This is a genomic window from Paenibacillus glycanilyticus, assembly GCF_023715145.1.
Classification (GTDB): Bacteria; Bacillota; Bacilli; order Paenibacillales; family Paenibacillaceae; genus Pristimantibacillus; species Pristimantibacillus glycanilyticus_A.
This window is the reverse complement of record NZ_JAMBNP010000011.1, coordinates 203,027-226,695: the sequence shown is the minus strand read 5'-3', so window position 1 is coordinate 226,695 and position 23,669 is coordinate 203,027. Positions and strand designations below refer to the sequence as shown.

Genomic DNA, 23,669 nt, shown 5'->3' with positions numbered 1-23,669 from the left:
CAGCAATAATCTCTGCTTCTACTACTTGCAACTGTTGGCAAGCAAGGTCATATTCAGCAAGTAGCTGCTTTAAATGGAGCTTGTACGCGTGCGTAGCCTGTTTGGAACCAACAGAATGACTAGCAAGAGCTATAAGGATTTTAGCTTTTCTCTCGCCCGGTTGACGCTTCATTAGGGACTTCCACCCGTGTACCACATCTTGGGGTTCCAACTTACTGAGTTCTTCTGGTGTCGGGAAAAGACGTAGTGTGGCCAATGATCCTCTGCACACAGGGTCCTTAAAGACTTGCCTAAGCTCAGGGAACACGACATCAACCCAGCGATGAATTTGGTTCTTCGCACTAACAAGTCTCGTCACAACAGAATCGCGATTTGAGAGGAAGACACGCAGCTCCTCAAATGCCTCAGGCGTGCTGCGAACGAAAGAGTAATAACCGTTTTTGACCATGTCCGCAATGACGAGAGCGTCCTTTTTGTCGCTCTTAGATGGCGTATTATCGCGGTTTTCTTTATTCTTTTTCACGAGATGAGGATTGACGAGAACCACTTCAAATTGATGTTCAGAGAGCCACCTAGAGACGTTAAGCCAGTAATGACCGGTAGGTTCCATGCCAACAATAGCCGAGCTAAGGTTATGGTGTGCTTGCAGCGAATGAACCCACCGAAGAAGGAGTTGAAAGCCCTCTTCATCATTTGAGAAAGATATTGGATTACCGATAACGATTCCACGGAAGTTAACTGCACGTGCGACATGTGTTTGTTGTGCAATGTCGATCCCCACGACAAGATGCTGTGCGGTAATTTTTTCAATGAGTTGATTTTGTTTGTCCTGCGATTTAAACTTCATAGTAGAGCGTCCTCCAGGATGATGGAATTTTTAGGGCTATGACCCGTTGCGTACTTCCATCGTACCGAGGCGCTCGTTTTTTTGCAAAGCGGAAATTTAACGCTCTACAGGAATGCTATCGTTCCTCGTCTAACGATAAAAAGTGAAGATACCAATTCATCCGACATCCCCTTATAAACCCCAGAGCTTCATTCAGTGTAGTTCCTTCAAGTTACACTATTGGATGCGTATCCATCAAAATCCACGCTTACAGCAGCGGTGGAAGAGTGAAATTGGACGTTATAATCACCAGAGCGCATACCTTGCGGATAATTGGTAGTGCTTCTCCACGTATACTCTGCTCCTGGAGCTATAGTTACTGCTACATATTCTAAGCCTGTAGCAACGTGTTGTACCGTAACAGTTACCGCGCCTTTACCTACGTTGTGAAAGTGAAGTTTTCCATAGCCGAAACCACCTGTCACTACGAAAGCAGAGCCAGCGCTAGTATCAGTACTGCTATAGTTTGTCAGTGGAACAATAACAATGAAATCGTTAGGTGATTCTGTCGAAGTGGCTGGAGTTACAAATGGAAGAATGGATTCTGTCTGTATTACCTCGGCAGAATCAGCGTTAATTATTGCTGGAATCGTTAAAGCTGCGGCTAGTGTTAGAGTTAGCACAGTGAGTTTAGTTTGCTTCATCATTTAATACAATCTTCCTATCTACTAAATTTTTGATTAACGGGTAATTGGCATGGAGCAACTGCCGCGGCGGGAAAATACCACATATTGGAACTATCTGCCCTTTACTTCAACGAAAGCTGCAGCTGATTCTCTGATCTGCTGCAGCTTTATTGATTGAACTAATGTCTCCCGTTAATTTAATGATACAAGCTTGCTTTCAGATAGTTTAAAACTTAATACCGCGCCTTTTTCTCTAGATTTCCATCCTTGTCTAATTGATTCAGTAATGATTAATGCTATCTCAGCAGGCGTCACGATCTTGTTATTGAGTGACTCAACATGAGGAAATTCTACCCAAAATTCATTGATGTCTGACTCTATATCTACCCTTAGCAATTGCCCTTTCACTTCATCATGCTGAACGGTTAACGTAATAATACCTTTTGATAATGCAGTGATTACCCATCTGTATGATTCTTGGTCTACAACAATCTTTCTTGACCCCTTATTGCTAATTGTCATTGATTCAACTCCTAATTTTAGCCCCCTTCATTTTAACACATATTGGAACTAACCTACCCATTAGTTAAGAAATGTCAGAAGCCGGTCAATAATGACCGGCTTCTGTGCTGTTCTAATTGAGCTATAGTTTCCCGTCCCTCCCTCGGTTGAACATTAGACAGCTCCTGTCCTTGCTTTCAAATACGATTTTATACCCTTCAAACAGAGTATACGTATTAAAATTAAAAGACGTTATTGCTCGAGAAGTCTCTTTAAGAGCGATCCTAACCTGTCTAAATTTTGTTCATTCCCTTCTTCACAAATGGGTTTGAGATTATCGTAATCTTCCTTCGATGCGAGCGTCTGTCGGAAAGTAATTTCCGTCCCACCGTCAACCTCCTCGAATGTAGCAGTCACAGTAAAATGATGAAAAGTTTCATGTCTTAGCACAATACGTTCAGGCCCGATTTTTTGAAAAACGTTGCGGTTCGGATAGTCTTTTCCATCCGGGCCATGCATCGTATACTCCCAGACGCCTTCGGGCCTTAAATTGAATGTATGGAACGTATTCGTGAAACCGTGCGGTCCCCACCACTGTGCAAGCAGTTCCGGTTCCGTCCAAGCGCGGTAGACCAAGTTCCGAGGGGCGTCAAGCTTTCGACGAGACACAAGTTCAAAGGTATCGGGGTTACTTTCCCCAAGAGATTTTCCCAGAAGGTCCAGCAATTCTTTGGTCCCCTGCTCACGCTGTTCCGACGTATCATGACCGTCGAAAAACGTTCCCTGCTCTGTAAACACCAGCTTCGTACCCTCGCTGGTTGGCATCAATTCAATGGTTGAGATGGAAGCCGATATCCGAGTATTGCCTTGGTCCAGACTGTAAGAATACACCAGCCGTTTATTAGGGACGATTTCCTGGTAATAAGCTTCAAAGGTAAAGACAGGTCCACCTTTAGGACCACCCTGACTAAACTCTTGACCTCCGATGCGGAAGTCGAATACTTCAGCAGGCTGGTACCAGCGCGCTTTGGCATTTCGGCCCGACCATGCCGCAAAAACGCGTTCAGGAGAAGCATAGTAAATGCGTTCAATCTGAAATGTAGCGTGAGTTGTAAATCGTGTTTTCATAAGAAGAATCCTCCCGAACACAATTATTGTTTAGAAAATCCCCAAGCTAATCAAGATGATGTTTTTCCCAGTTCAGCCGATGTGCAATGATAAAATTTTCTTGGCTCATCTTCATTGTTTCCGGTAATGAAATAAATTCATCGACGGAAGGCGGCTCCTGACGGTTCATCAGTTCAGCAACACGTTCAAGTTCAGCCAGAAGTTTCTGCTGAGTAATTATATTTTTACGAATTCCGTTCAATTTGAATATCCACGATGGCAGAAGGCGTATACCTATGTCCTTTAAGCACCGACTAAATTTCTTCAAGCGATAAGCCCAAATCTTTTAGAGACAAGATTTGTTGCAGCCGTCCGATACCGGCTTCGTTATACAACCGATGTCCGATTTCGAAATGCCCAAACAGGGAAAATAATCCAATCTGTTCATATAGTAGGGTACGGACTGTAAGTCCAGTCATTTTCGCTAGATCTCCCACTTTCCAGTGCGGGTGCATAATCCACTCCTTACTTTGGCGCTAGCTGATCACCGGTGTAATTAGTGTAAAACATTACGTTTCGTAAGGTGCAAGAGGTTTAAAAGTAAAAGTTGTATCTTTTCTTTGCAGAGTATCGTGAACAGATTATTTTGCCCTCACGAGGAATTTCAGAAATTTCTAAATCTCCGAGGTCTCTAACCAGCATTCTAAGCTGTAAGGCATATGCTTTTAGAGTGTTGGGACTAAACCATTGAATTCGCTTATCCGATTCATAGTGACGCCAAAGCTCGCTTATAATCATAACAAAACCTCCTACTGAAGCAATTAATTCTAGTTTGCTTCAGATAGAAGGTTTTAAACTGCTTGTATTCAACTAGCGTTTTTCGTTAGCGCAATAAATTAGTCTAATATTTCAGCATTTATAAGTGGTTAATTACATGTTCTCTTTTTAATTAAGTTAAACCACCTTACTAATGAGTACGTTTCATGATAAGGTCTTCCCCAGTAGCGAGATACAGCAAAAAAAGGATTTGCACTAACAGTCGGTCTACCACCTATCTGCGAAACAAGCGGTTTTGCTATACCGGAGTCGTCTATTATCCATCTTCCTCCTAACTTCAAATTAATAAAATCACCAATTGCTTTTGCCGATTCCATAATGTAGTGCCAATCTGGTTTTTCAACACCATTATTAGAACGATTAATTATATCTTTTTCCAGTTCCTCAATAAATTGATCGTTAGTAAGGTCCCACTTTGATGAGTTATTTGTTGGATCGGAGACATATTTAATAAACGGATTGTATTCCTCTTGCTTTGGTACTATGTCAGGGATGCTCATAAAATTAAGCCATTCAATCCCCTTATTCATAATAATATCCGATAAAACCTCTAGTGCTTGAAGTAATGAATCCTCATTTGTAAACTTAATTCCAAATGGGTACTGTTCTAAATCCATACCTATTCTATGATCAATAGTCTTCAAATTCACTGAAGTTTTAAGAATAAACCTCATATACTCATTATGAATTTTTTCAAATGTTATATACTGTTCGACATCCCCATACTTACGGGAAAACATCCAGCTTATAGAATCAGTTTTACCTGCATATTTAAAATGCAACTCTGATATTTGGGGTTCTACGATTTTTTTTATTGCTCTCAAAATAGACATTTTTCACCTCCGAATATAGTTTGTTTACTGTAAAGCTTACTGCCGTAGGTGTTTTCTAATTAACGTTCTCCGTTTAACCGATTAAAGACATTATTCTAACTCATCTAAACTTAAGTTCGGAATTAAGTTGTCTCTATCTTGGATCTTAGCTACAGCATTTTTAATATTATAGTTCCAGCCATTGTTTATGGCATGTTGAATTAACTTTGCACAAACCATTGGTCGACAAAGATTGGTTTCCCAATTGGCCTTCCAAGAGAACATTATTGAAAAGCATGACGTTTTCGTGTTGGACGGGTATATTTTAAAACTAATAAATTCCCTTTCAGATCTTTGGTCAATTACGCAAAGAAACTCGTAATCGTTGACTATAATCTTCTTAACTTCCTTTGTAAAAAGCTTCAATAGCTCATGTCTCCTCGTGAAAAATAATCATTCATATTAGTTCATCAGATAAATCAAATTACCTACCACCGTGCTGATTTTTCCACGCTATCCTGCCCGTTACTTCAATGGCGGCAACCGATCGTTCCTAGACTGCTGCTGTTTTATTGAACTCCCTACAATAGTCCAATAACAAGACATTCTAATCTTGCATGTTGCTCTTGACTTGGAGTGAACTCCAAGTTGTAGAGTGATCGTGAGTCAAGTAACTATCACTTATAGGAGGCGTAATCATGAGCACATCAAAAATCGTTTTGATCACTGGCGGAAACAAAGGGATCGGCCTTGAGACTGCTAGGCAATTGGGCAAGCTAGGATTCACGATATTGCTCGGTTCAAGAGATGAAGCAAGCGGGCGGGAAGCGACGGCTACCCTGACGGCCGAGAACATACATGCAAAGGCAATTACTCTGGACATAACAGACTTGAATACCATACAATCCACAGTAGAGCAAATTGACGATCAGTATGGAGCGCTTGATGTTCTGATCAATAACGCTGGCGTGTGCTTTGAAGGAGTTCTTCCTCCGAGCCAACTGGAATTAACGGTTCTAAGGAATACGTACGAGACAAATGTTTTCGGCAGTTTTTCTGTCATGAAGGCCATGCTCCCTTTGATTAAAAAATCGCCTGCCGGCAGAATCGCAAACCTTTCAAGCGGCTTGGCTTCCTTGACCGAGTACAATACCCCGGACTCAGATGCCGAAAAATACGGATTGAATTTGCTCGCCTACATGAGTTCGAAAACGGCCGTCAATGCGCTAACCGTCTTGTTTGCCAAAGAATTAAAAGATACACCGATCAAGGTAAATTCAGCCGATCCAGGGTACACGGCTACGGATTTGAATGGGCATACGGGTTATCGTACCGTTGAACAGGGCGCTTTCATCGTCGTGAAACTCACCACCCTTCCGAGCGATGGACCGAACGGCGGTTTCTTTGATGAGAACGGCGTGATACCATGGTAATACGTCTGGAGGTGCGGCAAAGCGATGGACATTCCCGAAACCGCAAGCTCGATTAAACAGGCGGCTGAATTCACGGGCCTGTCGGAAGATACGATCCGCTATTACGAGAAAATCGGCTTGCTTCCATATGCCGACCGCAAAACAAGCGGACACAGAACGTACAGTAAACATCAATTGGATGGCATGGTCTTTTTAACGAGACTTAAAGCGACCGGAATGACGCTTGAAGAAATGAAGCGTTTCCGTAAGCTTTACGAAAGGGGTGAAGTCACGCTCCCCGAGAGAGTCTCTCTTCTGATCGAACACAAGAATAGAATTCAGAACGAGATCGAGAGCTTACTGGAGACGCAAAGGATGATTGATTACAAAATCGACACGTATAAAGAGGTCCTTGTAAATCCAGATTCAAACAAAAAATGGAAATCCTCCTCAGCCGATTGAGAGCTTTCTTATTGTTCTTATTGAACTCTTCTGCCCTTTAATCAACGTGTGCCAGTCTAATACTTTATTTTCTTTGAACAAGGATTTCGCCTCCCATTTAAGGAAACCTGCCCTTTACTTCAACAAAGCTGCAGTAGATCCTCCGATCCGCTGCAGCTTAGTTGATTGAACTATAGTTTCCCGTTACATTAATCTATGTTAACGGAGCAAGCTGTACTTTCTTAATGATAATTGGCTTGTTTATAATGACTTCATTAATGTTCCTTACTTTTAATTCTTCAAGTAACTTTATAAAAATTCTAGCTATCAATATACTATCACCCAAGGCATCATGTCTTTTGATGTCAGAATCATTTATATTATAAAAATCTATTAGGTAATTTGTAGTAATTCTCTCTTGGACCTCAGGATGCAAAAAAGAGAACACAACTTTCGTATCTAATGCAACGTTATCAATCATTGGCAAATTATTACGTTGACATTCTTTAATTAATAGCGGGTAATCGAATTCATATCCAGCTTGAGTTACAAGTACGCAACCATTTATAAACTCATTAAACCTTTGATAAACGCTTGAAAAAACAGGCGCTCTTTTCATTTCATCATTCATAATTCCAGTAAGTTTTTCAATTAATTGAGGTATTTGTTTAGGTGATTTCACAAGAGAGTTGAATGATTTATTTATTACAATTTGATTATTCTCAATAATTACTGCACCCATCTGCGTAATATGTTCTTCCTCTTGATTGGGACCTGTAGCTTCTAAATCAAATGCACAATACCTTTTACTTAATAAATCACTTACGCTTAATCCTTCGATGGAGTATTCTGTATCCGAAATGTTTATTATTTTCATGGACTTCCCCCCAAATATTAATTCCCCAACAATATACCACATTTTGTCACTAAACTGCCTGTTACTTCAATGAACAACGGCAGCCGATTGAGGTGGCCATCTGTTAGTTTAAGACATAGGGACCATCGCCAGTATCGACTGTTTTTAATGAATTTTTTCATAACTTCATTAGAAATGATTAGAGCTTGCTCCCTGGTAATAGCGGGTCCTGCAAACATCAGGCCATCTTCACCATCCCATCCACCACGCGGTAGATACGTAATTGAGCTGAAATCAGAGTTCGCAAATAAAACACCGTTGGAAAAAGTTTTTGGTTTGGGCATCTTTTGTTCCTGAATTCTCGATATAACCGTAAACGATCGAACCATATCCGTTTTTGTCAAAATGAATGGTGGTATCCCGATTCTCTTTCGGGATGGGAATCGTATCATGTTCGAACGTTATCGAGCCTTTAAATGTTCGTAAGCCATTCAAACTTCTAGACAAAGAACCTTTAATACTTACTACCTCTGGTTGCACGTTATCGATATGTTTAGTTCCTAGTTGAAAGTTTACTCCACGAATCGTCGTATTTATTGATCTGGCATGAGTAAGTACTGTAATGTAAACAACAACTATTGCGACTAGCAGGATAAGAGATACTAATGTATATTTTACTTTCACAAGAGCTCCCCCTTCTTTTAGTTTTCACCATACATTTTAAGTGAAAATCCCATGACTTGTTGCGCTAAACTCCCGTTAACGTAACAAAGCTGCCGATCGTTACCCGGCAGCTTGTTGTTTCCCGTTAGCCATCCATGCCCCTCTCGGGGCACCACAGAGTAATGAAAATTTTGATGCGGCGTTTTATACTATTCTTACGGCTGGTGAGGAAGGTCGTTAAGCTATGGTGTCGCGAACCCACCCGTTAGTCTGACTCCAACGATCATGGTGCACCACGGTATGTCGCTCCTTTTTGGAAGCACGCGGGGTAGATTAATCCTTTTCTGGTTGTTGCCCAGTCCTCAACTCTAATTGCCGTAGAAAGGTGAATGTTATGGTTGTCCTCATCGAACGCGCTTGCGGTTTGGATGTTCACAAGAAGTCCATCACCGCTTGCATCGTGACTCCCGAAGGAAAGGAGATTAAGACGTTTCGTACGCACACGGTTTTCTTGCTCGACTTGATCGACTGGATCAAGCAGCATCGCTGTACACATGTGGCCATGGAGAGTACCGGTGTCTACTGGAAACCCATCGTCAATCTGCTTGAAGCCGAGGAGATTCATTTTCTTGTCGTTAACGCCCAGCATATCAAGGCCGTCCCCGGCAGGAAGACAGACGTGAAAGATGCAGAATGGATTTGCAACTTGCTGCGTCACGGGCTGCTTAAGCCGAGTTATATTCCTGACCGTAACCAACGCGAACTTCGTGAATTGGTTCGTTACCGTCGCAGTCTGATTCAGGAACGATCTCGTGAACACAACCGAGTCCAGAAGGTTCTGGAAGGCGCCAATATTAAGCTCGCTGCTGTTGTCTCCGACATTATGGGCGTGAGCAGCCGCGATATGATGGGGGCCATGATCGAGGGTGAAGAAGATCCGGAAAAGCTGGCTGCCTTCGCAAGACGAACCTTAAAGAAAAAGAAAGAAGAGCTAGAATTAGCCTTACGGGGTAACATGAGTGCACACCAGCGGATCATGCTGAAAACGATGCTTACTCACGTTGACTTTCTGAATGAACAAATCCTTGAGTTGGACACGGAGGTAGCCAAACGGCTCGACCCTTTTCAACAAGACATTGAGCGATTAGATACCATCCCGGGAATTGGCCGACGTACGGCGGAACAAATCTTGGCTGAGGTTGGAACCGATGTTGGTTCTCGCTTCCCTTCTGCCGCTCATCTCTGCTCATGGGCTGGCCTTGTGCCAGGGCAAAATGAAAGTGCCGGAAAACGAAAATCCTCGAAAACTCGCAAAGGCAATAAGTATCTCCGAGCGGCACTCATTGAAGTCGCCCACTCCGTATGCAGATCCGATAATTACTTGGGAGCTCAGTACCGGCGTATCGCCGCACGTAAAGGCCGACACCGAGCAGCTGTCGCTGTCGCCCACTCCATCATGGCTATTGTGTATTACCTTCTCACACGCAAAGAGGACTACAGAGATTTAGGCAGTCATTACTTTGAACAAGCGACAGCAAGAAACCATTATGAAGCAAGCTGTTCGCAGGCTTGAGAGTCTTGGTTTTCAGGTTGCTCTTTCTGCCTCAGAAGCCTCTTAACAAGTCCTAATCTCTCCTATTTTCGAAGAAGCACAGTTTTTAAAAAACATAAAAGCTGGGCTTAGTTTCGTGCTGCCATTTTTGGGTCTGTGCTAAGAGTAATTTTCGGGGTAGATTAAAGAACGGGACTGTATCACTCTTGCATAATTTTTAGTCCTAAGTTTGTAATATGAATGTCGTCGGAATTAAGAAAGTGGAGCAGATCTTGGATAAAGAGCCTAAGCTCATCTACTTCTTTATTTTTATTCTTTATTTTAACCTGCGCTTTGATGTAATTCTCAAAGCTCTTAAATTCAAGTAATTTAAATGGATTGATATACCTTCCATTATAACCATATGTCCATGTGCGAAATAGATCATTAAGAATAGTAGCGTTAAGTCCTTCAAGTGATTCATTACATATCATTATAATCTCTAGTGTCATCCCATTTTGAAGTTGTTCTTCTAGAGGAGAATAAATATTTTCTATTGAATCCCAAATAAATTCAGCCAAATAATCACCTCAAATCGCACTATAACTTAACAAAAAGAAACTATTGTGAGTCGAGTGCTGCTTCTTCAAATGTTGAACTAAAGTTCTCCGTTAGCGTAACGGCTCATCTGAACTGATCAGCTTTATTTCGAGATAGCCAGTCCACCATAAAATCAAACAACTCGATTGAGTAAGTATGCTTATTTTGGGTACTCGGAATCGATGTAATAATTTCCCCAATATTTCTATCAACGCTCACGGAATCTATAAAATGGACTAGACCGGGAACCTCTTTATTAAGCGCTTCGAAGTAATTTTTTTGTGGCTTGATGAACTGTAAATTCATATCAAAGCCCCCTCGTTTCCTCGAAGAATCCGATTCTTTCCGTTTAATTAGTTCATCCTTACTGCAGCTGAGTAGATAATATCTGTCAGGGAATCCGATTTTTTGGTCTAGAATCAGATTCCGATAGTAATCGGCTATAAACTCTAACGACTGATTATCAAATAAAGTAAAATCATACGCCCAGTTATACCAAAAGGGTTGAAATAAATCGATGTCTATAACAACAAATGAGTGCTTATTCCTGTTTTCCAAGGCTATTCTCCATCGATCTGCCTGACGTTCAAACCACCATTCTCTATATTCAGGGTTAGGTCGTTCTTTCCACCAGGTATTAATTTCAGGGATATGAAAAGCCCCATGAATGGCAGCCAGTTCAGAGGATGTGCTTGTTTTTCCTACAGCACTAGCACCTTCGATACTTATTATGGTCATACCTTCTCCTCCATAATTTGTTGAGTTAACCTCTTTTACTCCATAAAAAACGGCAGCGGATCTCTAATCTACAGCCGTATTATGCATGCTTTGAAACTAATGTTCCTCGTTAGCTCAATCAATTATCAACCAAGGCTCAGTTTGCCAGATAGCATTCCTTGCAACAAAGATTGAATGTTCATTAATTTTAGTGAACATTTCATCAGCAGGATAATCCTTATAATCAAAAGACAAATATTTAGGCAGAATGGCAGCATCAAACTCCCATATGCCTTCTTCCCCATAAGTTAATACTTCCCACGGTTTTCCATCCGTTACTTCGTTTGTGAGATACACTCCACTACTATCAGGAAACTTATCCGAAAACTTTTTCATAATTCCCCATAAGAGAGACTTGATCTCATCTTTTGGATTTTCAATTTCTACTGTTAAAAATAATAAACTAACTTCTAACCAAGTATCTTGGGGTTCATCTCTTTCCTCAGGGATCCAGCCCGTCACATATGGACGTATATGAAGTTGGCACCAGCCATTATTGAATAGCTGTTCCTCTGCATCACCACCTAACCACAAAGTGTGTAAGAGTCCCCATTTCTGCTCAGATGTAAAGTATTTAGATTCTAATCCAAGAGAATCTAACAATCTGCATACTGCCTTATTATGTCTTTGAAATTTTCCGGCACACTCTTGATATAAGTTTGTATTTGAGAATATTCGGACATTAAAGCACCTCATATTTAGTACTATTACCTGTCATTATAAATCCAGTCTCAGGGACGATCCAATAAACTATCCTCCCTCTATCGAGAATCGCTGCCCTTTACATTAATAAAACGGCAGCAGATCCTTGATCCGCTTCCGCTTTGTTTATTGAGCTATAGTTCTCCGATAGCGTAAGCCTTCGGTCTATCGAAAATCGTTCCTCGCTTAAGTTTGCCTCTTGTACAGATATTATCTCAAGTGTTCCGGTCTTCTTTCTTTTGCAATCATCATTACATCAATCTCGGTCCCTGTGAGATTCGTAAACTCCAAATTTTTAGTTTTAAGGTTGTCAAAAATATTCTTTACCCTTTCTGAAACATACTTATTCAGGGTATATCCTCTTGTATCAGGATTATCCATGAACAAATCCGTCCCATCCCAAAAATCATCCTTAAAATAGCTACCTTTAAATCTAGGAAAAATCCCCCCAGGATATTCCCTGTACACAATTTCGCTGCGGGAATAGTCGAGCGGATTGCATCTGCCTGTAATGGAAACTCCTGAATAATTAGGAATGATTTCATCATTTTTTCCGTAGAGAGCTATTCGGAACGTTTCCCAGCCAGTAATCTGGTTTTGGATGAACGCCTCAATAATCGAATCGTGCAGCAATAAGGAAAATCCGGTATGGATAGCAAGCGCTGGTGTGTGTGTTCCCCTCATATGTCTAACTTCAATTGTTTCAGAAGGCTTTATATCACCACGTAACAAAGCGCAGGAATATTCAAAATCGGCTTCAATACCTGCCTTAAAAGGTCTTGTTGAGTAAACATCTGAACATTCGTATAACTTTTCGTAATCTGGTAAGTAAGAAGGCAATTTCTTCTTCCTCTCCTTGTTTATGAAACTTATTCGTTAGTCCAATTTAGTTATCCTGCCCATTCATTCAGCAAAAAGCAGCCGATCTTTATATACCGGCTACTGTCGTGTTGTTGTTGAGCTATAGTTCTTACGTTAGCTCAATAAATTTTTCAACATCTCAAATTCTTGATCAAGGTTACTATGCCAATATTCATTCCATTCTTCTTTGTTTAATTGCTGAATAGGAAACGCACATTTCTGTTTGACGTAAAACTTTAATTTCAAGTAACCACTTAGAGGAAAATCAGCAGCAAGCCAATTTGCCTTATATCCAACAATTCCATATTTGCAAAGCATATTTTCGAGAGAAACAACCAATAGGTTTATGAAATCATTCAATGCACATACTTGATCAAAAACAACCTTACCCTCTTCGCCAATTTTACCATCCTTATAAAGCCATACTTTTATACCTAGGTTAGTGTCACTCTGCCTGGTGAGAATCCACTTATGTATCGCTGGTTCCGAATCCCACTCAAATACAGATTGTTTCTTAACTTCATCTTCTGGTACACATTCAGGCAGAAGAGACATAACGCCATTCATTAGATCAATTAGTGGTTCAGAAAGATAGCTGGGATTAATAAAAAGTCGTTGACTATTAATTTCCAGCTGTACACTTGCCCAGCCGACAGGTTCTAAATCGTAAGAGAATAGCATCAAACTGTCCTCCGTTCTGATAAATATTTATTTCACTAACGTTCTTACGTTAGCTGAAAAAGCTTGCCGAGTCATCCATGTTTATATCCGCATGTTTCACAAACAATTTGGAACTCATCTAAATCCTTGAAAGCACCCGTTCGTTTAATCCATTCTCGTAATTCTTCCGCAGTATCTGTGGGACCACCACGCCCAGCGAAGAAATATTCCCAACATAAACCATGAGCTATAACCTTTTTTACCGCCGGACAAAACCATTCGTCTTCCATAATTCCCCCATCTTCAGTTACATGAGATATAGAATACTACCGCAGCCGGTCATGCGGCTACTTTAGTGTTGTTGAATTAAAGTTCCCAGTTAGGGTAATGGATGTATTAAAGCCATGAATAATTTTCTTTTATCATCTGGAGATATATACATTCCTTTTGCTCTTAAATGTTCGACAGCGAAAGCAGTTAATTCGTGTGCCATTGCTTCGTCACAGTCAAAATATTCCTTCGTAAAGATATCGAACCCTGTAATGGATTTTAATTCTTTCAAAATTGAGGACTGTTCTTTTACTTCATCTGTCATGCTATTGTTTGCCCATGCCCACAACCAAGTATTACTTTTGTTTGACCATGAACCAATAAACACAACGCTAAATTCAAGCAATACTTTACCATCATTTTTAAACTGAATCTTACTTGTTTCTTGGTCATACCAATACTCTTGAAAGTCCCCAATTCCGTACTCTTTATTTAGTATTTCTTGTTTTTCCTCTAAGTTCTCGTAACAATAATCCAAATATTCATCGAATTGGTCATCTGTCATCGACATAATCTTTTCACCAAGCTCTCAGTTACTGAAAATCAGTTAAAGTTATTATAGAAAAGGTTTCGCCTAATACTTTCAAACTCCTTTTATCTAACCTTAGTTCTTACGCTAAACTGCCCTTTCGTTGAATAGCGGCGGAGTGATTATTGGATCCGCCGCCAAGCATTAAAAAAAGCGTTTATAAAGCTCTCTCCTACGCTCTCCGCGGAGCTGTGCGTAGATTTGCGTGGTTGATGCCTTCTCATGGCCGAGCATACCTTGGATGAAATCCAGAGGGGCTCCATTATCAAGTAGTTGGCACGCATAGGTATGCCGAAAACGATGGGGGTATACATTTGCTTCAATCTCTCCACGGTCTGCAAGGCGTTTTAATGCCCATCCTATTGTAGGTATTGACATTCGTTTAGTTGGACGAGTATCTGTTACAAATAAGGCTTTACAGGAGTCCTTCCGGGTGGCCAGATACTTCTTTAACCATACCTTGCACTCTGTCGTAAAGTAAACTTCTCTCTGTTTCGATCCCTTGCCATTAACGATTGCTGAGCTGTTCTCCCAGTTCAGATCCTCGATGTTGATCTTCTCCATCTCCCCGACACGGCAACCGGTACAGTAAAGGAACTCAAGCAGTGCTCTTTCCCTTAGCGACTGGCATGAAATCTTCAAGTGTATAACATCTTCCTCAATTAAGAACTTAGGGATACGCTTATCTAATTTTGGTTCTCTTAGTTTGAGAGAGGGATTCGAAGTCAGATATGTTTCTTCATAAGCGTAACGGAAAAGAGATCGAACAAACCGGATTCGATGGCCTAGGCTGCTTGGTTTCAATCTGTCTGCTTGTTTTGCTAAGTACTCCTTCAGCATTGTTAACGTTACTTCTGTTATAGCCAGGTCGCCTAATTCCAATATCAACATTTTGTGCTGAAGCGAGTATGCTTTCAGTGTTTTTGGACTGAATCCTTGAATACGTTTATCCGCTTCATACAACTTCCATAAGTCACTTAAGTTAATAAATAAAACCTCCCTTTAGAAGCTATTAAATCTAGTTTGCTTCTAAGGAGAGGTTTTAATCTGCATGTTGTATTAAACTAGCGTTTCCCGTTAGCATAATGAACTTTGTCGAATGCCCAATGGAGTTATGGTGTTACGATCAATTTTTTAGTTTACTGGTTTAATTGAAATAAGACGTGGACGTTGAAATAATCTCTCTTTATATTCTATGTCAAATAGTTTTTTTCTTTCAGTTATTAAATCAGAAAGATCAATACTTATAGATATTTCGCTAATATGATTATCTTTATCTTGTATAAGTATATTATGGCTACCAGCTACTAATAAAGTAACTCTCTCCCCAGTTGTAGTATCAAATAGATACCAACAAATAATTAAAATAAGACTTATAGGAATTAGGGTAGATTTAATTGTTTTTATATTTATGTTCTTATTCAAATTATCACCTCAAAAATAATTGTATCGACTTTGCGGGAATTTCTTACAACGTCTTTACTGCGAACTTCGTACTTAAATTTATTCGCGAAGTCATTCAACTATCCTGCCCTTTACTTCAACAAAAATAGCAACTGATCATCGGGATCAGCTGCCGTTTTGTTGTTCTCAACTAACGTCTCCCTATAGCTTAACAAAGAGTCAATCAGAACGAACTCCCTTTAGTCCCCCATACTGGTTAACCACTTTTTTTAATCCATCGAGTGTTTCCACAAAAAAACTTTGATTGCTTTCAAACTCAAACTTCAGTTCATTGTCCTCGTGTGCAAATTCCTGAAAGCACCCTTCTATAACGACTTGCCCTCGATTGTAAAATTTAACTTCAAATTTGAGGTTTTCTTCAGTTGAACAAAATATAGCTGTTCCGTCTAATTCCGTATAACAACGAACTATTTGATTGTAGAACTCGTATGTATCACCAGTTGAAAACCATACTTCGCCATTAACATAATAGCTCCCGCTTTTGATTTCTGTGGATCCTTTAACATCATAACCACCAAAATGGCTTGTCGTTGTCGGAAAACCGAATATCTCATCTAAAGTGATTCGTATAAAAGAACCTTGTTTACCTCGAACAATAAAATCGAGCAGGATAATCAACTCATTTCGTTATAACTGTTACTTCTTTTAATATTAATTTTACCACCAATTCATCCGTTCTGTGGAAGTGAACTGCCCTTTAGCAACCGATCGTTGTACGCCGGCTGCTGTCCCATTGTTACGCTATAGTTCCTCGTCCCTCGGTTTTAAGGGTTTATCTCACATATACTCACTCATTCGCAGGATTTCAACACCTTAGATCAGATCAATCTTAGGATAGTGAACAGATGAACCGGATTGAGATGGCGGGCTGGGCATGTGGAAATAGAGGACTATTAGGAAATATTCCCCAATCAGTTTCTACTGCACACATACTCCACTGATCCCTTGGCGTTCACCCTCCCATGACTCAACGGGTCATTGCCCTTACAATCCTTCGTTATACTTGTCCAAGGTGTGGATACCGATCGCGTTTAGCGGATGGGTCTTAGCCCTTAAGAGGAACGAACTCGGTTCTCCGTGCTTTCTTTGTGAAATCCCGCGAACGAGTCAATATACGTGATGTATCTTCATAAAAACTTAAGCTGCTTCAGTCCAATTCATAACCGTTTTCTCTGGCGTAAACTCTTCTCCTCTTTGAACAATACCAACCAAGATCCGTGCTAGTTTTCCAATTAACTTAAAGATGGACTGCTGCTTTTTCATCTTCTTTTCCTGCACATTATGTTCATGCAGATGGCGAAAAACAGGGTTATTCCAAACAAGCTGAACGGTCGCTAGATAGAGATATTTTCGCAAGGCAGAGTCTCCTCGTTTTGAAAGAACAATCTGTCCTTTGCGCTTTCCGGACGTGCTTTGGGCCAAATTAAGGCCTGCCTTCCGTAAAACCTGGCGTCCGTGCGCGTATTGCCTTAGATCCCCTGTACCAGCCAATATGGCCGCGGTAAAAATCTTCCCTAACCCTTTTATGGTGCGAAGCTGCTGCGCCATTGGAATCTCCGAAAGCAGCGCTTCGATGTCCTTTTCGATCTGTTCTAGCATGGAGGTTACACGCTCAAACTCTTCAATGAGCCGTTTTAAATCTGCTTTCGCTTCGTCAACAGCAACCCGTTCTCCAATACTTCGTTTTGCTTGTGCGATCAGTTGCGCGGCCTTCTCGGTTCCCGTAGTGCCTCCAGCACGCTGCATATGGACTCGCCATGCACTAAGGATATCCGATACCGTATACTTCTCAAGATCCTGTGGACAAGGGAAGGTCTTGAGAGTCGCCATTGAACGATTACAGGTCCAGTCTTTGAACACCGAAGGATATTCCGGGAAACGAATGTCCAGCCAGCGGACGATTCGATTCTGCAGCCGTACACTATTCGTCACCCAAAATTCTCGGTCACTCATCAAGGTCTTCAAGCGCTGGAACTCATGTGACTGACGCGTGTACTCGTAGTAGAAACCTCGGCTGACGGAATCTGCAATGGTCAGTGCATCTTTCGGGTCATTCTTTGACGGGCTATTATCTCGGTTTTCTTTATTTCTCTTCGTCGTTGCTGGATTAACCATGACTACATGCACGCTTTTATCTGCTAGCCAGTTGGCCAGGTTAAACCAGTAATGCCCGGTTGGTTCCATGCCGATGATGAGCCTATTCAATCGATGTTTCTGCTGTAATTCACTCATCCAGCGGTTCAGTTTTTCAAACCCTTCAATACTATTGGAAAATGAGAGATGGCGTTTGGAAACCACTATCCCGCGGAAATTTGTAGCTTGTGCGACATGTATTTCTTTCGCCATATCGATCCCTATTACAAGATGCGAGGTAGTAATTTGTTCAACCCGTTGATTTTGTGCGTCTATTTCCTTAAACTTCATAGTAAGAGCTCCTCCCTGATGTGTTCTCGACAAACCCATCATACCGAGGAGCTCCTTTTTTTACAAAGCTCATTTCTTAAGCTCTACAGGATTGTTTAGCTTAATCATATAATGGACAAGTTATTGTAAGGGTTTCCCATATAGTTTCAGGAATTCACGCATTAACTTATTGGATAATGTCAAAGCTTCTTCACGTGTTGTTGCGGGGGCAGATAACATCTTTCCATTCTCAGCGTTCCATACACTTTGAGAATCTCCATTTTCATATTCGGACTGTTGGTCAGGTGTTTTTAGAAGCAACGTGACTTGTCTGAAATCTTTGTTTGCAAATATAATATGTGACTGGTAAATTCCAGGTTTTGCTCTGGATCCCTGCTCTCCATACTTGTCAAAAATACCGTAGGGGTAATTCATCACTCCCCAACCGTCGCTTGAAAAATGAATTGCCAGCTTCCTCTGGTCTTTCGGTACTGGAATCACTTCCCCGACTATCGTAATGTAACCCTTGAATACACGCTCACCTTTTAAGCTCTTATGTAACTTCCCCTTAATGACAACCGTAGCTGGCTCCGTTGCCGACTTTGCACCTTCGGAACCTAATTGATATTTAACGCCTATCAGTTCTAAATCAATGGTTCGGGGGTACTTTAGATATATTACCCAAGCTGCACCAATGATGAACACAATTAGGCTGAACGATATGATCCACTTTTTCATCTGCTACGCACTCCCATAATCACATATATAATACTTACTTATTATTCCAATATATACGCTCATTGTGGGCTGTAGTTGCGCTATCCTCCCGTTAGCTTAATAATTCGTGCAACTCTACAGGAATTTTTTACTAAGAAACGATCTCCACGATCATACATAAAAAAATAAAAAGTCGCATTTTATGCGACTCCCGTGGTATGTAGATGTTCTTGTTTTCCAAGCTCACTCTGTACCCGTGAGCGCGGGAAATTTCCACCTATAAGCAGTATTAAAGAACTTTATTTTCACAGACAATTAGCTATTCCCTATCGATTAAAGAACTTTATTTTTCATTAAACAACTTTATTTTCAATTAAAGAACTTTATTTTCCCTCATCAGCAGCATTCCCTAGACTTATCAAGAATTCAAATTGTAACCTTCCTGTAATATTCCGCTCAGGTTCCCTTCATTATCGGCTCCTATAATAAAGGACAAGACCCCCCTTTATATATTCTCTATTGTAGCCTGCGGCTGATTGCCGCAGGCCTTTTTGTTTTTATGCGGAAAGCCCCTGCATTACAAGTCTCGCGGGGGCTTTCATTTTAAGCTTAGAGCTTTACAATCATAACGCCGTATGCCGGCATTTCCACTTCATTTTCAACCGTTGCTCCAGTCAGCAGCTCTGTCGCGCTTTGCTTCACTATAACCGTTACCGGGTGTTCCATGTAATTCAGCAGGAAAGCGTAAGCCGCATCCTCGGAGGCACGGATACCCATCTCAACCTCAGCAGGTGCCTCGATCCGGCCAGCAAGCGGAGAAATCAGGCCGATCTCATCCAGCAGCGCATCGACTACCGGCTCGCTGTAAGCTGCGCCGTAATACCACACCTGACCTTCGCCGTAGGTACGACGGGTTAAGGCTGGAGCATCTTTGTAATACTCGGAGGAATACCGGGCTACAACCTCCGCTTCCGGATTCTGAACGCTTAGGATCTCGTTGAATCCAACCGTCTTTGTTCCTTCGGACAATCTGCCTTCCCAGTTCAGTTCCGCAGCCTTGATTTTACCTTTAACGAGCGTGAAGTCCTCAACCGTAATGCCGCACAGTCCGGCTACCGGACCAGGGAATGGACGCATGTAGCATTGCCCGTTCAAATCCTTATATCCTGTACGGGCACCAAAGAACAGCTGGCCGCCTTGTTCCACATAACGGGTCAGAAGCTCCGCCGTTTCATCGGTCATAATCGCCGGATGCGGATACACGATCACTTTGTACTTGGCTAAATCCTCGAGACTTGTATGGGAACGCAAGAAAAGAGAGTCAACCGGGATATGCCGGTATTGCAGCTGCTTGAACCAGGAGCGCATGCTTTGCCACTGAAGCGGTCCATGCCACACGTCCAGCTCCGCATCCCAGTTATTAGGGTAATCCTGCAGAAAAGCTACTTCCGCCCGGTAGGTCGTCCCCGCGATCAAAGAGCCGATCTTCGCGAACTCGCCGCCAACCTGCGCTACTTCCCGGACTCTTCGATTCGGCTGATTGTGGTAGTCATTGATGCCATGCCAATAAATTTCGGTGCCAAACGTCGCTGTGCGCCAGCGGAAGTAGACGAGCAGATCCGTTCCGTGAAGGACGGATTGATAGGACCATAACCGAATTTGACCCGGTCTTGGCGTTCCCATCTCAATCCGGTCCACCCAGCCTCCCGGCCCGGATTGCTGCTCCATGACACAGAAGTTAGGAGATATCGACCTGACATTCGTCAGATTAATGCTGGATTGCCGGTCCTGCAGCGGATTAATCTCGTCTTCCTTGTAGAAAATCGTGCTGAACTGCGGGTACGAATCATACGAGAAGAAATCGAGCAGCTCATCTGTCATCTCGTGATTCTCCAGATGGCCGAACAATCCGTTTGTCGTTACCCAGTGCTGCGGCGCCAGCTCGCGGATGATGTCAGCTTGAAGCCTGGCAAATGAAATGACATTATCCGAAATAAACCGCTTCTCATCCAAAGCCAGATGCGGATTCGGCGAATCCGTCTGGGACAGATGCAATTGCTCCCATTCCGTATAGGTCTGGCTCCAGAAGACCGTTCCCCACGCTTTATTCAAATTGTCCAGCGTACCATACTTTTCCTTCAGCCATACCCGGAACTTGGCATGATCGGCTTCCGCGTAGAACACGTTCTTCTCGCAGTTAAACTCGTTATCCAGCTGCCAGCCAATAACCGATGGATGGTCCTTGTAAGCGCTAACCATATTGCGCACAATACGCTCGCAAAGCTCCCGGTATTTGGGACTGGAATAATTGTAATGACGTCTCATGCCATGCTTGATGAGCTCACCGTTCTGACGGGCATTTAACACTTCCGGATATTTATGCGTCAGCCATGCGGGCGGCGTTGCGGTTGGAGTACCCAGAATCACCTTTAAGCCATAGCTGTGCGCCAGGTCCATTACCCGCGCGAAAAAGCTGAAATCAAATACGCCTTCCTGCGGTTCAAGCATCGCCCATGAGAATTCCGCCATCCGAATGACGGATATATTCATCTCTCTCATGCGCCGGAAATCATCTTCCCACAGCCCTTCCGGCCAATGCTCCGGATAATAACACACCCCTAAAGTTAACTCGTCCATGCGAATTGATTTTGCCATTCTGACAGCCTCCCGACTTATGTTTTATCTACCTCCATTCTAGTTGACGATTCTGCCCAATGATATGACAAAAAGATGCGAACTGTATTAAAATATTGTCATATCTATTACAGCGAATTGCTGTATTTACTCTTATTTATCATTACCGTGTGAAAATATTGCGTTATATAGAGGTGCCCGATGAAAGAACATATTTTCCTCCCCAAGCCGCTATTCCAGAGGCACACCTGCTTCCCGGACTTTATCGGAGGCTACAGCGGCTTCGCCGAGCATGCCGTTAACCGGGAGTATGCGACCACAGAAAATAACCTTGACCGCTATTACAATCTGCATATCGTGCTTAGCGGCAAAGGTTACCTGCAAACGGATAATATGACCTATGAGCTCACGCAGGGACAAGGTTTTCTGTACGGGCCGGGTCTTAGGCAAACCTATCATTCCGATGCGAGGGATCCTTGGAATATAAGATGGGTGCATTTTTTCGGCGCAAGGCCGGAGGAGCTGCTCGATGGAAAAGGACTTGATGAGCCTTGGCTGTTTCAGCTGCCGGATCTCGCTCCGGTCGAGCCCTTATTGGAGCGGCTGCTGGAGCTTGGCAGAAGCTATGAAGTGGATGATGAATTTGCTGCCGCATCCACTCTCTACGAGCTGCTCACAAGGATTCAGACAACCGCCAGCCAGCTTAATGTTTCCGTTCATCAAGCGGCGGACAAGATCCGCGCGGCGGCCAATTATGTTCGAGCCCACTGCAATCAGCCCTTCACATTGGAGCAGGCCGCAGCTATCGCCGGGTACAGCCCGCATTATTTCAGCCGGAGGTTCAATAAGACGTTTGGCAAATCTTTTTCGGATTTCCTCGTCGAATCCCGTATTCTTCAGGCAAAGAGGCTGCTGGCTTCAACCAGCTTGTCCATCAAGCTTATTGCCCTCGAAACCGGCTTCTCCCAAACCAGCTATTTCAGCAAGTGCTTCCGGGATCTGGAGGGAATGACACCGCTTCAGTTCAGGGAAATGCATAAAGCGTAATTATTATTTTGCTAAATACCACTTGACTTGTCGGAATTATTCGTATCTGGCCCTTATCGGTGCCGAGATGATTGCGGCGAATGAAGGCGTAGGCTTAAAAGCTGCCGGGATACCCTCGGCAGCTTCGCTACTGCTATTCCAAGCTCTGCGCCAAATCGGCGATCAGATCCTCTTGGTCCTCGATTCCGACCGAGATGCGGATCAAGCCTTCGGTGATGCCAAGCAGCTCTCTCCGCTCCTTCGGTATGGACGCATGCGTCATGCGCGCCGGAACGGAGATCAGGCTTTCGACGGCGCCTAGGCTTTCGGCGAGCGTGAAATACCGAACCTTCCGCAGCACCTGCGCCGCCCGCTCCTCGCTTCCGACGTCGAAGGAGATCATCCCGCCGAAGCCAAGCGCCTGCCGCTTCGCCAGCTCATGCTGGGGATGCTCCGGCGAGCCGGGGTAGTATACCTTCCGGACAGCCGGATGCTCCGCCAGAAATCCCGCAATCGCGCGGGCATTTGACTCATGCGCTTGCATGCGCAGTCCCAGAGTCTTCATCCCGCGCATCAGCAGCCAGGAATCATGCGGGCCAAGTACTCCCCCGACCGCGTTCTGAATATAATGCAGCTCTTCGCCCAGCTTCTCATCTGCCGTTACAACCAGACCGGCAACAACATCGCTATGTCCGCCCAAATATTTGGTTGCCGAATGGACAACCACATCTGCGCCGAGCTCTAGCGGCGTCTGCCAATACGGCGTGCCAAATGTATTGTCAACGATAAACAGCAGGCTATGCGCTTTGGCCCAACTTGATACGGCAGCGATATCCGTAAGCTTCAGCAGCGGATTGGTTGGCGTCTCCACCAGCAATGCTTTCGTATTAGGTTGTACCGCCTGCCCCAATGCATCCAGATCGGCCGTATCCACAAAGGTTGCTTCAATGCCAAGGCGCGACAGTACCCGGGTGACGATCCGGAACGTTCCGCCATAAACATCATCGGTGACAAGCAGATGGTCCCCGCTGTCCAATCGGGACAGCACCGTATGAATAGCCGCCATGCCCGAGCTGAAGGCAAGCCCGCGAGCTCCCCCTTCCAGTTCCTTGATCAACTCCTCTAGCGCATGCCTTGTCGGATTGCCCGTACGGGAATATTCGTAGCCGCGGTGAACGCCTATATCGTCCTGCTTATACGTGCTCGTCTGGTAGATCGGCACGTTTACCGCACCCGTATGCGGGTCCATCGGCGTACCGCCGTGAATCAGCTTCGTTAATCGCTTCAACCCAAG

Annotated in this window: 26 protein-coding genes and 1 pseudogene; 4 read left to right on the top strand and 23 right to left on the bottom strand. The window is 43.1% G+C overall.

Annotated features, from left to right (window positions below; genetic code table 11):
* The 7 genes from M3194_RS24970 to M3194_RS24940 all read right to left on the bottom strand — a co-directional run.
* Positions 1 to 847 (bottom strand): IS110 family transposase (locus M3194_RS24970; RefSeq protein WP_251656804.1); only part of this gene is annotated, 847 nt, incomplete at its 3' end.
* A 206-nt stretch (positions 848 to 1,053) separates the two neighbouring features.
* The gene (locus tag M3194_RS24965) at positions 1,054 to 1,533 is read right to left on the bottom strand and encodes a hypothetical protein (protein WP_251656803.1); all 480 of its coding nucleotides are present in this window, start codon (positions 1,531 to 1,533) and stop codon (positions 1,054 to 1,056) included.
* Between the two features lie 171 nt (positions 1,534 to 1,704).
* A complete protein-coding gene (locus M3194_RS24960) occupies positions 1,705 to 2,034 on the bottom strand; it encodes a hypothetical protein (protein WP_251656802.1) in 330 nt (109 codons plus the stop codon).
* A 231-nt stretch (positions 2,035 to 2,265) separates the two neighbouring features.
* The gene (locus M3194_RS31520; protein WP_311291969.1) at positions 2,266 to 3,141 is read right to left on the bottom strand and encodes an SRPBCC family protein; all 876 of its coding nucleotides are present in this window, start codon (positions 3,139 to 3,141) and stop codon (positions 2,266 to 2,268) included.
* Positions 3,142 to 3,187: 46 nt separating this feature from the next.
* On the bottom strand, positions 3,188 to 3,382 hold the full coding sequence (locus M3194_RS31735) for a hypothetical protein (RefSeq protein ID WP_397334382.1): 195 nt from the start codon (positions 3,380 to 3,382) through the stop codon (positions 3,188 to 3,190).
* A 52-nt stretch (positions 3,383 to 3,434) separates the two neighbouring features.
* The gene (locus tag M3194_RS31730) at positions 3,435 to 3,599 is read right to left on the bottom strand and encodes a MerR family transcriptional regulator (RefSeq protein WP_397334381.1); all 165 of its coding nucleotides are present in this window, start codon (positions 3,597 to 3,599) and stop codon (positions 3,435 to 3,437) included.
* Between the two features lie 447 nt (positions 3,600 to 4,046).
* Positions 4,047 to 4,790 carry a hypothetical protein gene (locus M3194_RS24940; protein ID WP_251656801.1) on the bottom strand — a complete coding sequence of 248 codons (744 nt, stop codon included), beginning with the start codon at positions 4,788 to 4,790 and terminating at the stop codon, positions 4,047 to 4,049.
* A gap of 677 nt (positions 4,791 to 5,467) precedes the next feature.
* Between M3194_RS24940 and M3194_RS24935 the strand changes: the two genes are divergently transcribed.
* Both M3194_RS24935 and M3194_RS24930 read left to right on the top strand, forming a co-directional pair.
* Positions 5,468 to 6,202, top strand: a complete 735-nt coding sequence (locus tag M3194_RS24935) for an SDR family oxidoreductase (protein ID WP_251656800.1) — start codon at positions 5,468 to 5,470, stop codon at positions 6,200 to 6,202.
* Positions 6,203 to 6,226: 24 nt separating this feature from the next.
* A complete protein-coding gene (locus M3194_RS24930; protein WP_251656799.1) occupies positions 6,227 to 6,643 on the top strand; it encodes a MerR family transcriptional regulator in 417 nt (138 codons plus the stop codon).
* Between the two features lie 193 nt (positions 6,644 to 6,836).
* Here M3194_RS24930 and M3194_RS24925 read toward each other — a convergent pair whose 3' ends face one another.
* Positions 6,837 to 7,499 carry a 3'-5' exonuclease gene (locus tag M3194_RS24925; RefSeq protein WP_251656798.1) on the bottom strand — a complete coding sequence of 221 codons (663 nt, stop codon included), beginning with the start codon at positions 7,497 to 7,499 and terminating at the stop codon, positions 6,837 to 6,839.
* A 273-nt stretch (positions 7,500 to 7,772) separates the two neighbouring features.
* On the bottom strand, positions 7,773 to 8,162 hold the full coding sequence (locus M3194_RS24920; RefSeq protein ID WP_251656797.1) for a hypothetical protein: 390 nt from the start codon (positions 8,160 to 8,162) through the stop codon (positions 7,773 to 7,775).
* Between the two features lie 373 nt (positions 8,163 to 8,535).
* On the opposite strand from M3194_RS24920, the pseudogene M3194_RS24915 reads away from it, so the two are divergent.
* A pseudogene (locus M3194_RS24915) lies at positions 8,536 to 9,760 on the top strand (IS110 family RNA-guided transposase).
* A gap of 133 nt (positions 9,761 to 9,893) precedes the next feature.
* On the opposite strand, the gene M3194_RS24910 reads toward M3194_RS24915, so the two are convergent.
* The 13 genes from M3194_RS24910 to M3194_RS24850 all read right to left on the bottom strand — a co-directional run bounded on the left by M3194_RS24910 (position 9,894) and on the right by M3194_RS24850 (position 21,370).
* Positions 9,894 to 10,253 carry a hypothetical protein gene (locus M3194_RS24910; protein ID WP_251656796.1) on the bottom strand — a complete coding sequence of 120 codons (360 nt, stop codon included), beginning with the start codon at positions 10,251 to 10,253 and terminating at the stop codon, positions 9,894 to 9,896.
* A gap of 103 nt (positions 10,254 to 10,356) precedes the next feature.
* The gene (locus M3194_RS24905; RefSeq protein WP_251656795.1) at positions 10,357 to 11,010 is read right to left on the bottom strand and encodes an ATP-binding protein; all 654 of its coding nucleotides are present in this window, start codon (positions 11,008 to 11,010) and stop codon (positions 10,357 to 10,359) included.
* A 114-nt stretch (positions 11,011 to 11,124) separates the two neighbouring features.
* Complete coding sequence (locus tag M3194_RS24900) at positions 11,125 to 11,652, bottom strand: hypothetical protein (protein ID WP_251656794.1); 528 nt, start codon at positions 11,650 to 11,652, stop codon at positions 11,125 to 11,127.
* Positions 11,653 to 11,961: 309 nt separating this feature from the next.
* Positions 11,962 to 12,591 carry a hypothetical protein gene (locus tag M3194_RS24895; protein WP_251656793.1) on the bottom strand — a complete coding sequence of 210 codons (630 nt, stop codon included), beginning with the start codon at positions 12,589 to 12,591 and terminating at the stop codon, positions 11,962 to 11,964.
* A 135-nt stretch (positions 12,592 to 12,726) separates the two neighbouring features.
* Positions 12,727 to 13,293, bottom strand: a complete 567-nt coding sequence (locus M3194_RS24890) for a hypothetical protein (RefSeq protein WP_251656792.1) — start codon at positions 13,291 to 13,293, stop codon at positions 12,727 to 12,729.
* Positions 13,294 to 13,364: 71 nt separating this feature from the next.
* A complete protein-coding gene (locus M3194_RS24885; protein WP_251656791.1) occupies positions 13,365 to 13,562 on the bottom strand; it encodes a hypothetical protein in 198 nt (65 codons plus the stop codon).
* A gap of 89 nt (positions 13,563 to 13,651) precedes the next feature.
* Entirely contained in the window at positions 13,652 to 14,113 is a 462-nt protein-coding gene (locus M3194_RS24880; RefSeq protein WP_251656790.1) for a DUF6882 domain-containing protein, read from the bottom strand.
* 162 nt (positions 14,114 to 14,275) lie between these two features.
* Positions 14,276 to 15,094 (bottom strand): tyrosine-type recombinase/integrase, encoded by an 819-nt coding sequence (locus M3194_RS24875; RefSeq protein ID WP_285889543.1) that lies wholly within the window; start codon positions 15,092 to 15,094, stop codon positions 14,276 to 14,278.
* Between the two features lie 171 nt (positions 15,095 to 15,265).
* The gene (locus M3194_RS24870; RefSeq protein WP_251656789.1) at positions 15,266 to 15,556 is read right to left on the bottom strand and encodes a hypothetical protein; all 291 of its coding nucleotides are present in this window, start codon (positions 15,554 to 15,556) and stop codon (positions 15,266 to 15,268) included.
* Between the two features lie 198 nt (positions 15,557 to 15,754).
* Entirely contained in the window at positions 15,755 to 16,213 is a 459-nt protein-coding gene (locus M3194_RS24865; RefSeq protein WP_251656788.1) for a WapI family immunity protein, read from the bottom strand.
* A 519-nt stretch (positions 16,214 to 16,732) separates the two neighbouring features.
* The gene (locus M3194_RS24860) at positions 16,733 to 18,019 is read right to left on the bottom strand and encodes an IS110 family RNA-guided transposase (RefSeq protein WP_251656787.1); all 1,287 of its coding nucleotides are present in this window, start codon (positions 18,017 to 18,019) and stop codon (positions 16,733 to 16,735) included.
* A 120-nt stretch (positions 18,020 to 18,139) separates the two neighbouring features.
* Positions 18,140 to 18,736 (bottom strand): hypothetical protein, encoded by a 597-nt coding sequence (locus tag M3194_RS24855; protein ID WP_251656786.1) that lies wholly within the window; start codon positions 18,734 to 18,736, stop codon positions 18,140 to 18,142.
* Between the two features lie 588 nt (positions 18,737 to 19,324).
* Entirely contained in the window at positions 19,325 to 21,370 is a 2,046-nt protein-coding gene (locus tag M3194_RS24850; RefSeq protein WP_251656785.1) for a beta-galactosidase, read from the bottom strand.
* 180 nt (positions 21,371 to 21,550) lie between these two features.
* Here M3194_RS24850 and M3194_RS24845 point away from each other — a divergent pair, with 180 nt between their 5' ends.
* Positions 21,551 to 22,396, top strand: coding sequence for a helix-turn-helix domain-containing protein (locus M3194_RS24845; RefSeq protein WP_251656784.1), 846 nt, complete (start codon positions 21,551 to 21,553; stop codon positions 22,394 to 22,396).
* A gap of 133 nt (positions 22,397 to 22,529) precedes the next feature.
* On the opposite strand, the gene M3194_RS24840 is transcribed toward M3194_RS24845, so the two are convergent.
* On the bottom strand, positions 22,530 to 23,663 hold the full coding sequence (locus M3194_RS24840) for a bifunctional cystathionine gamma-lyase/homocysteine desulfhydrase (protein WP_285889542.1): 1,134 nt from the start codon (positions 23,661 to 23,663) through the stop codon (positions 22,530 to 22,532).
* Positions 23,664 to 23,669: the final 6 nt, after the last annotated feature.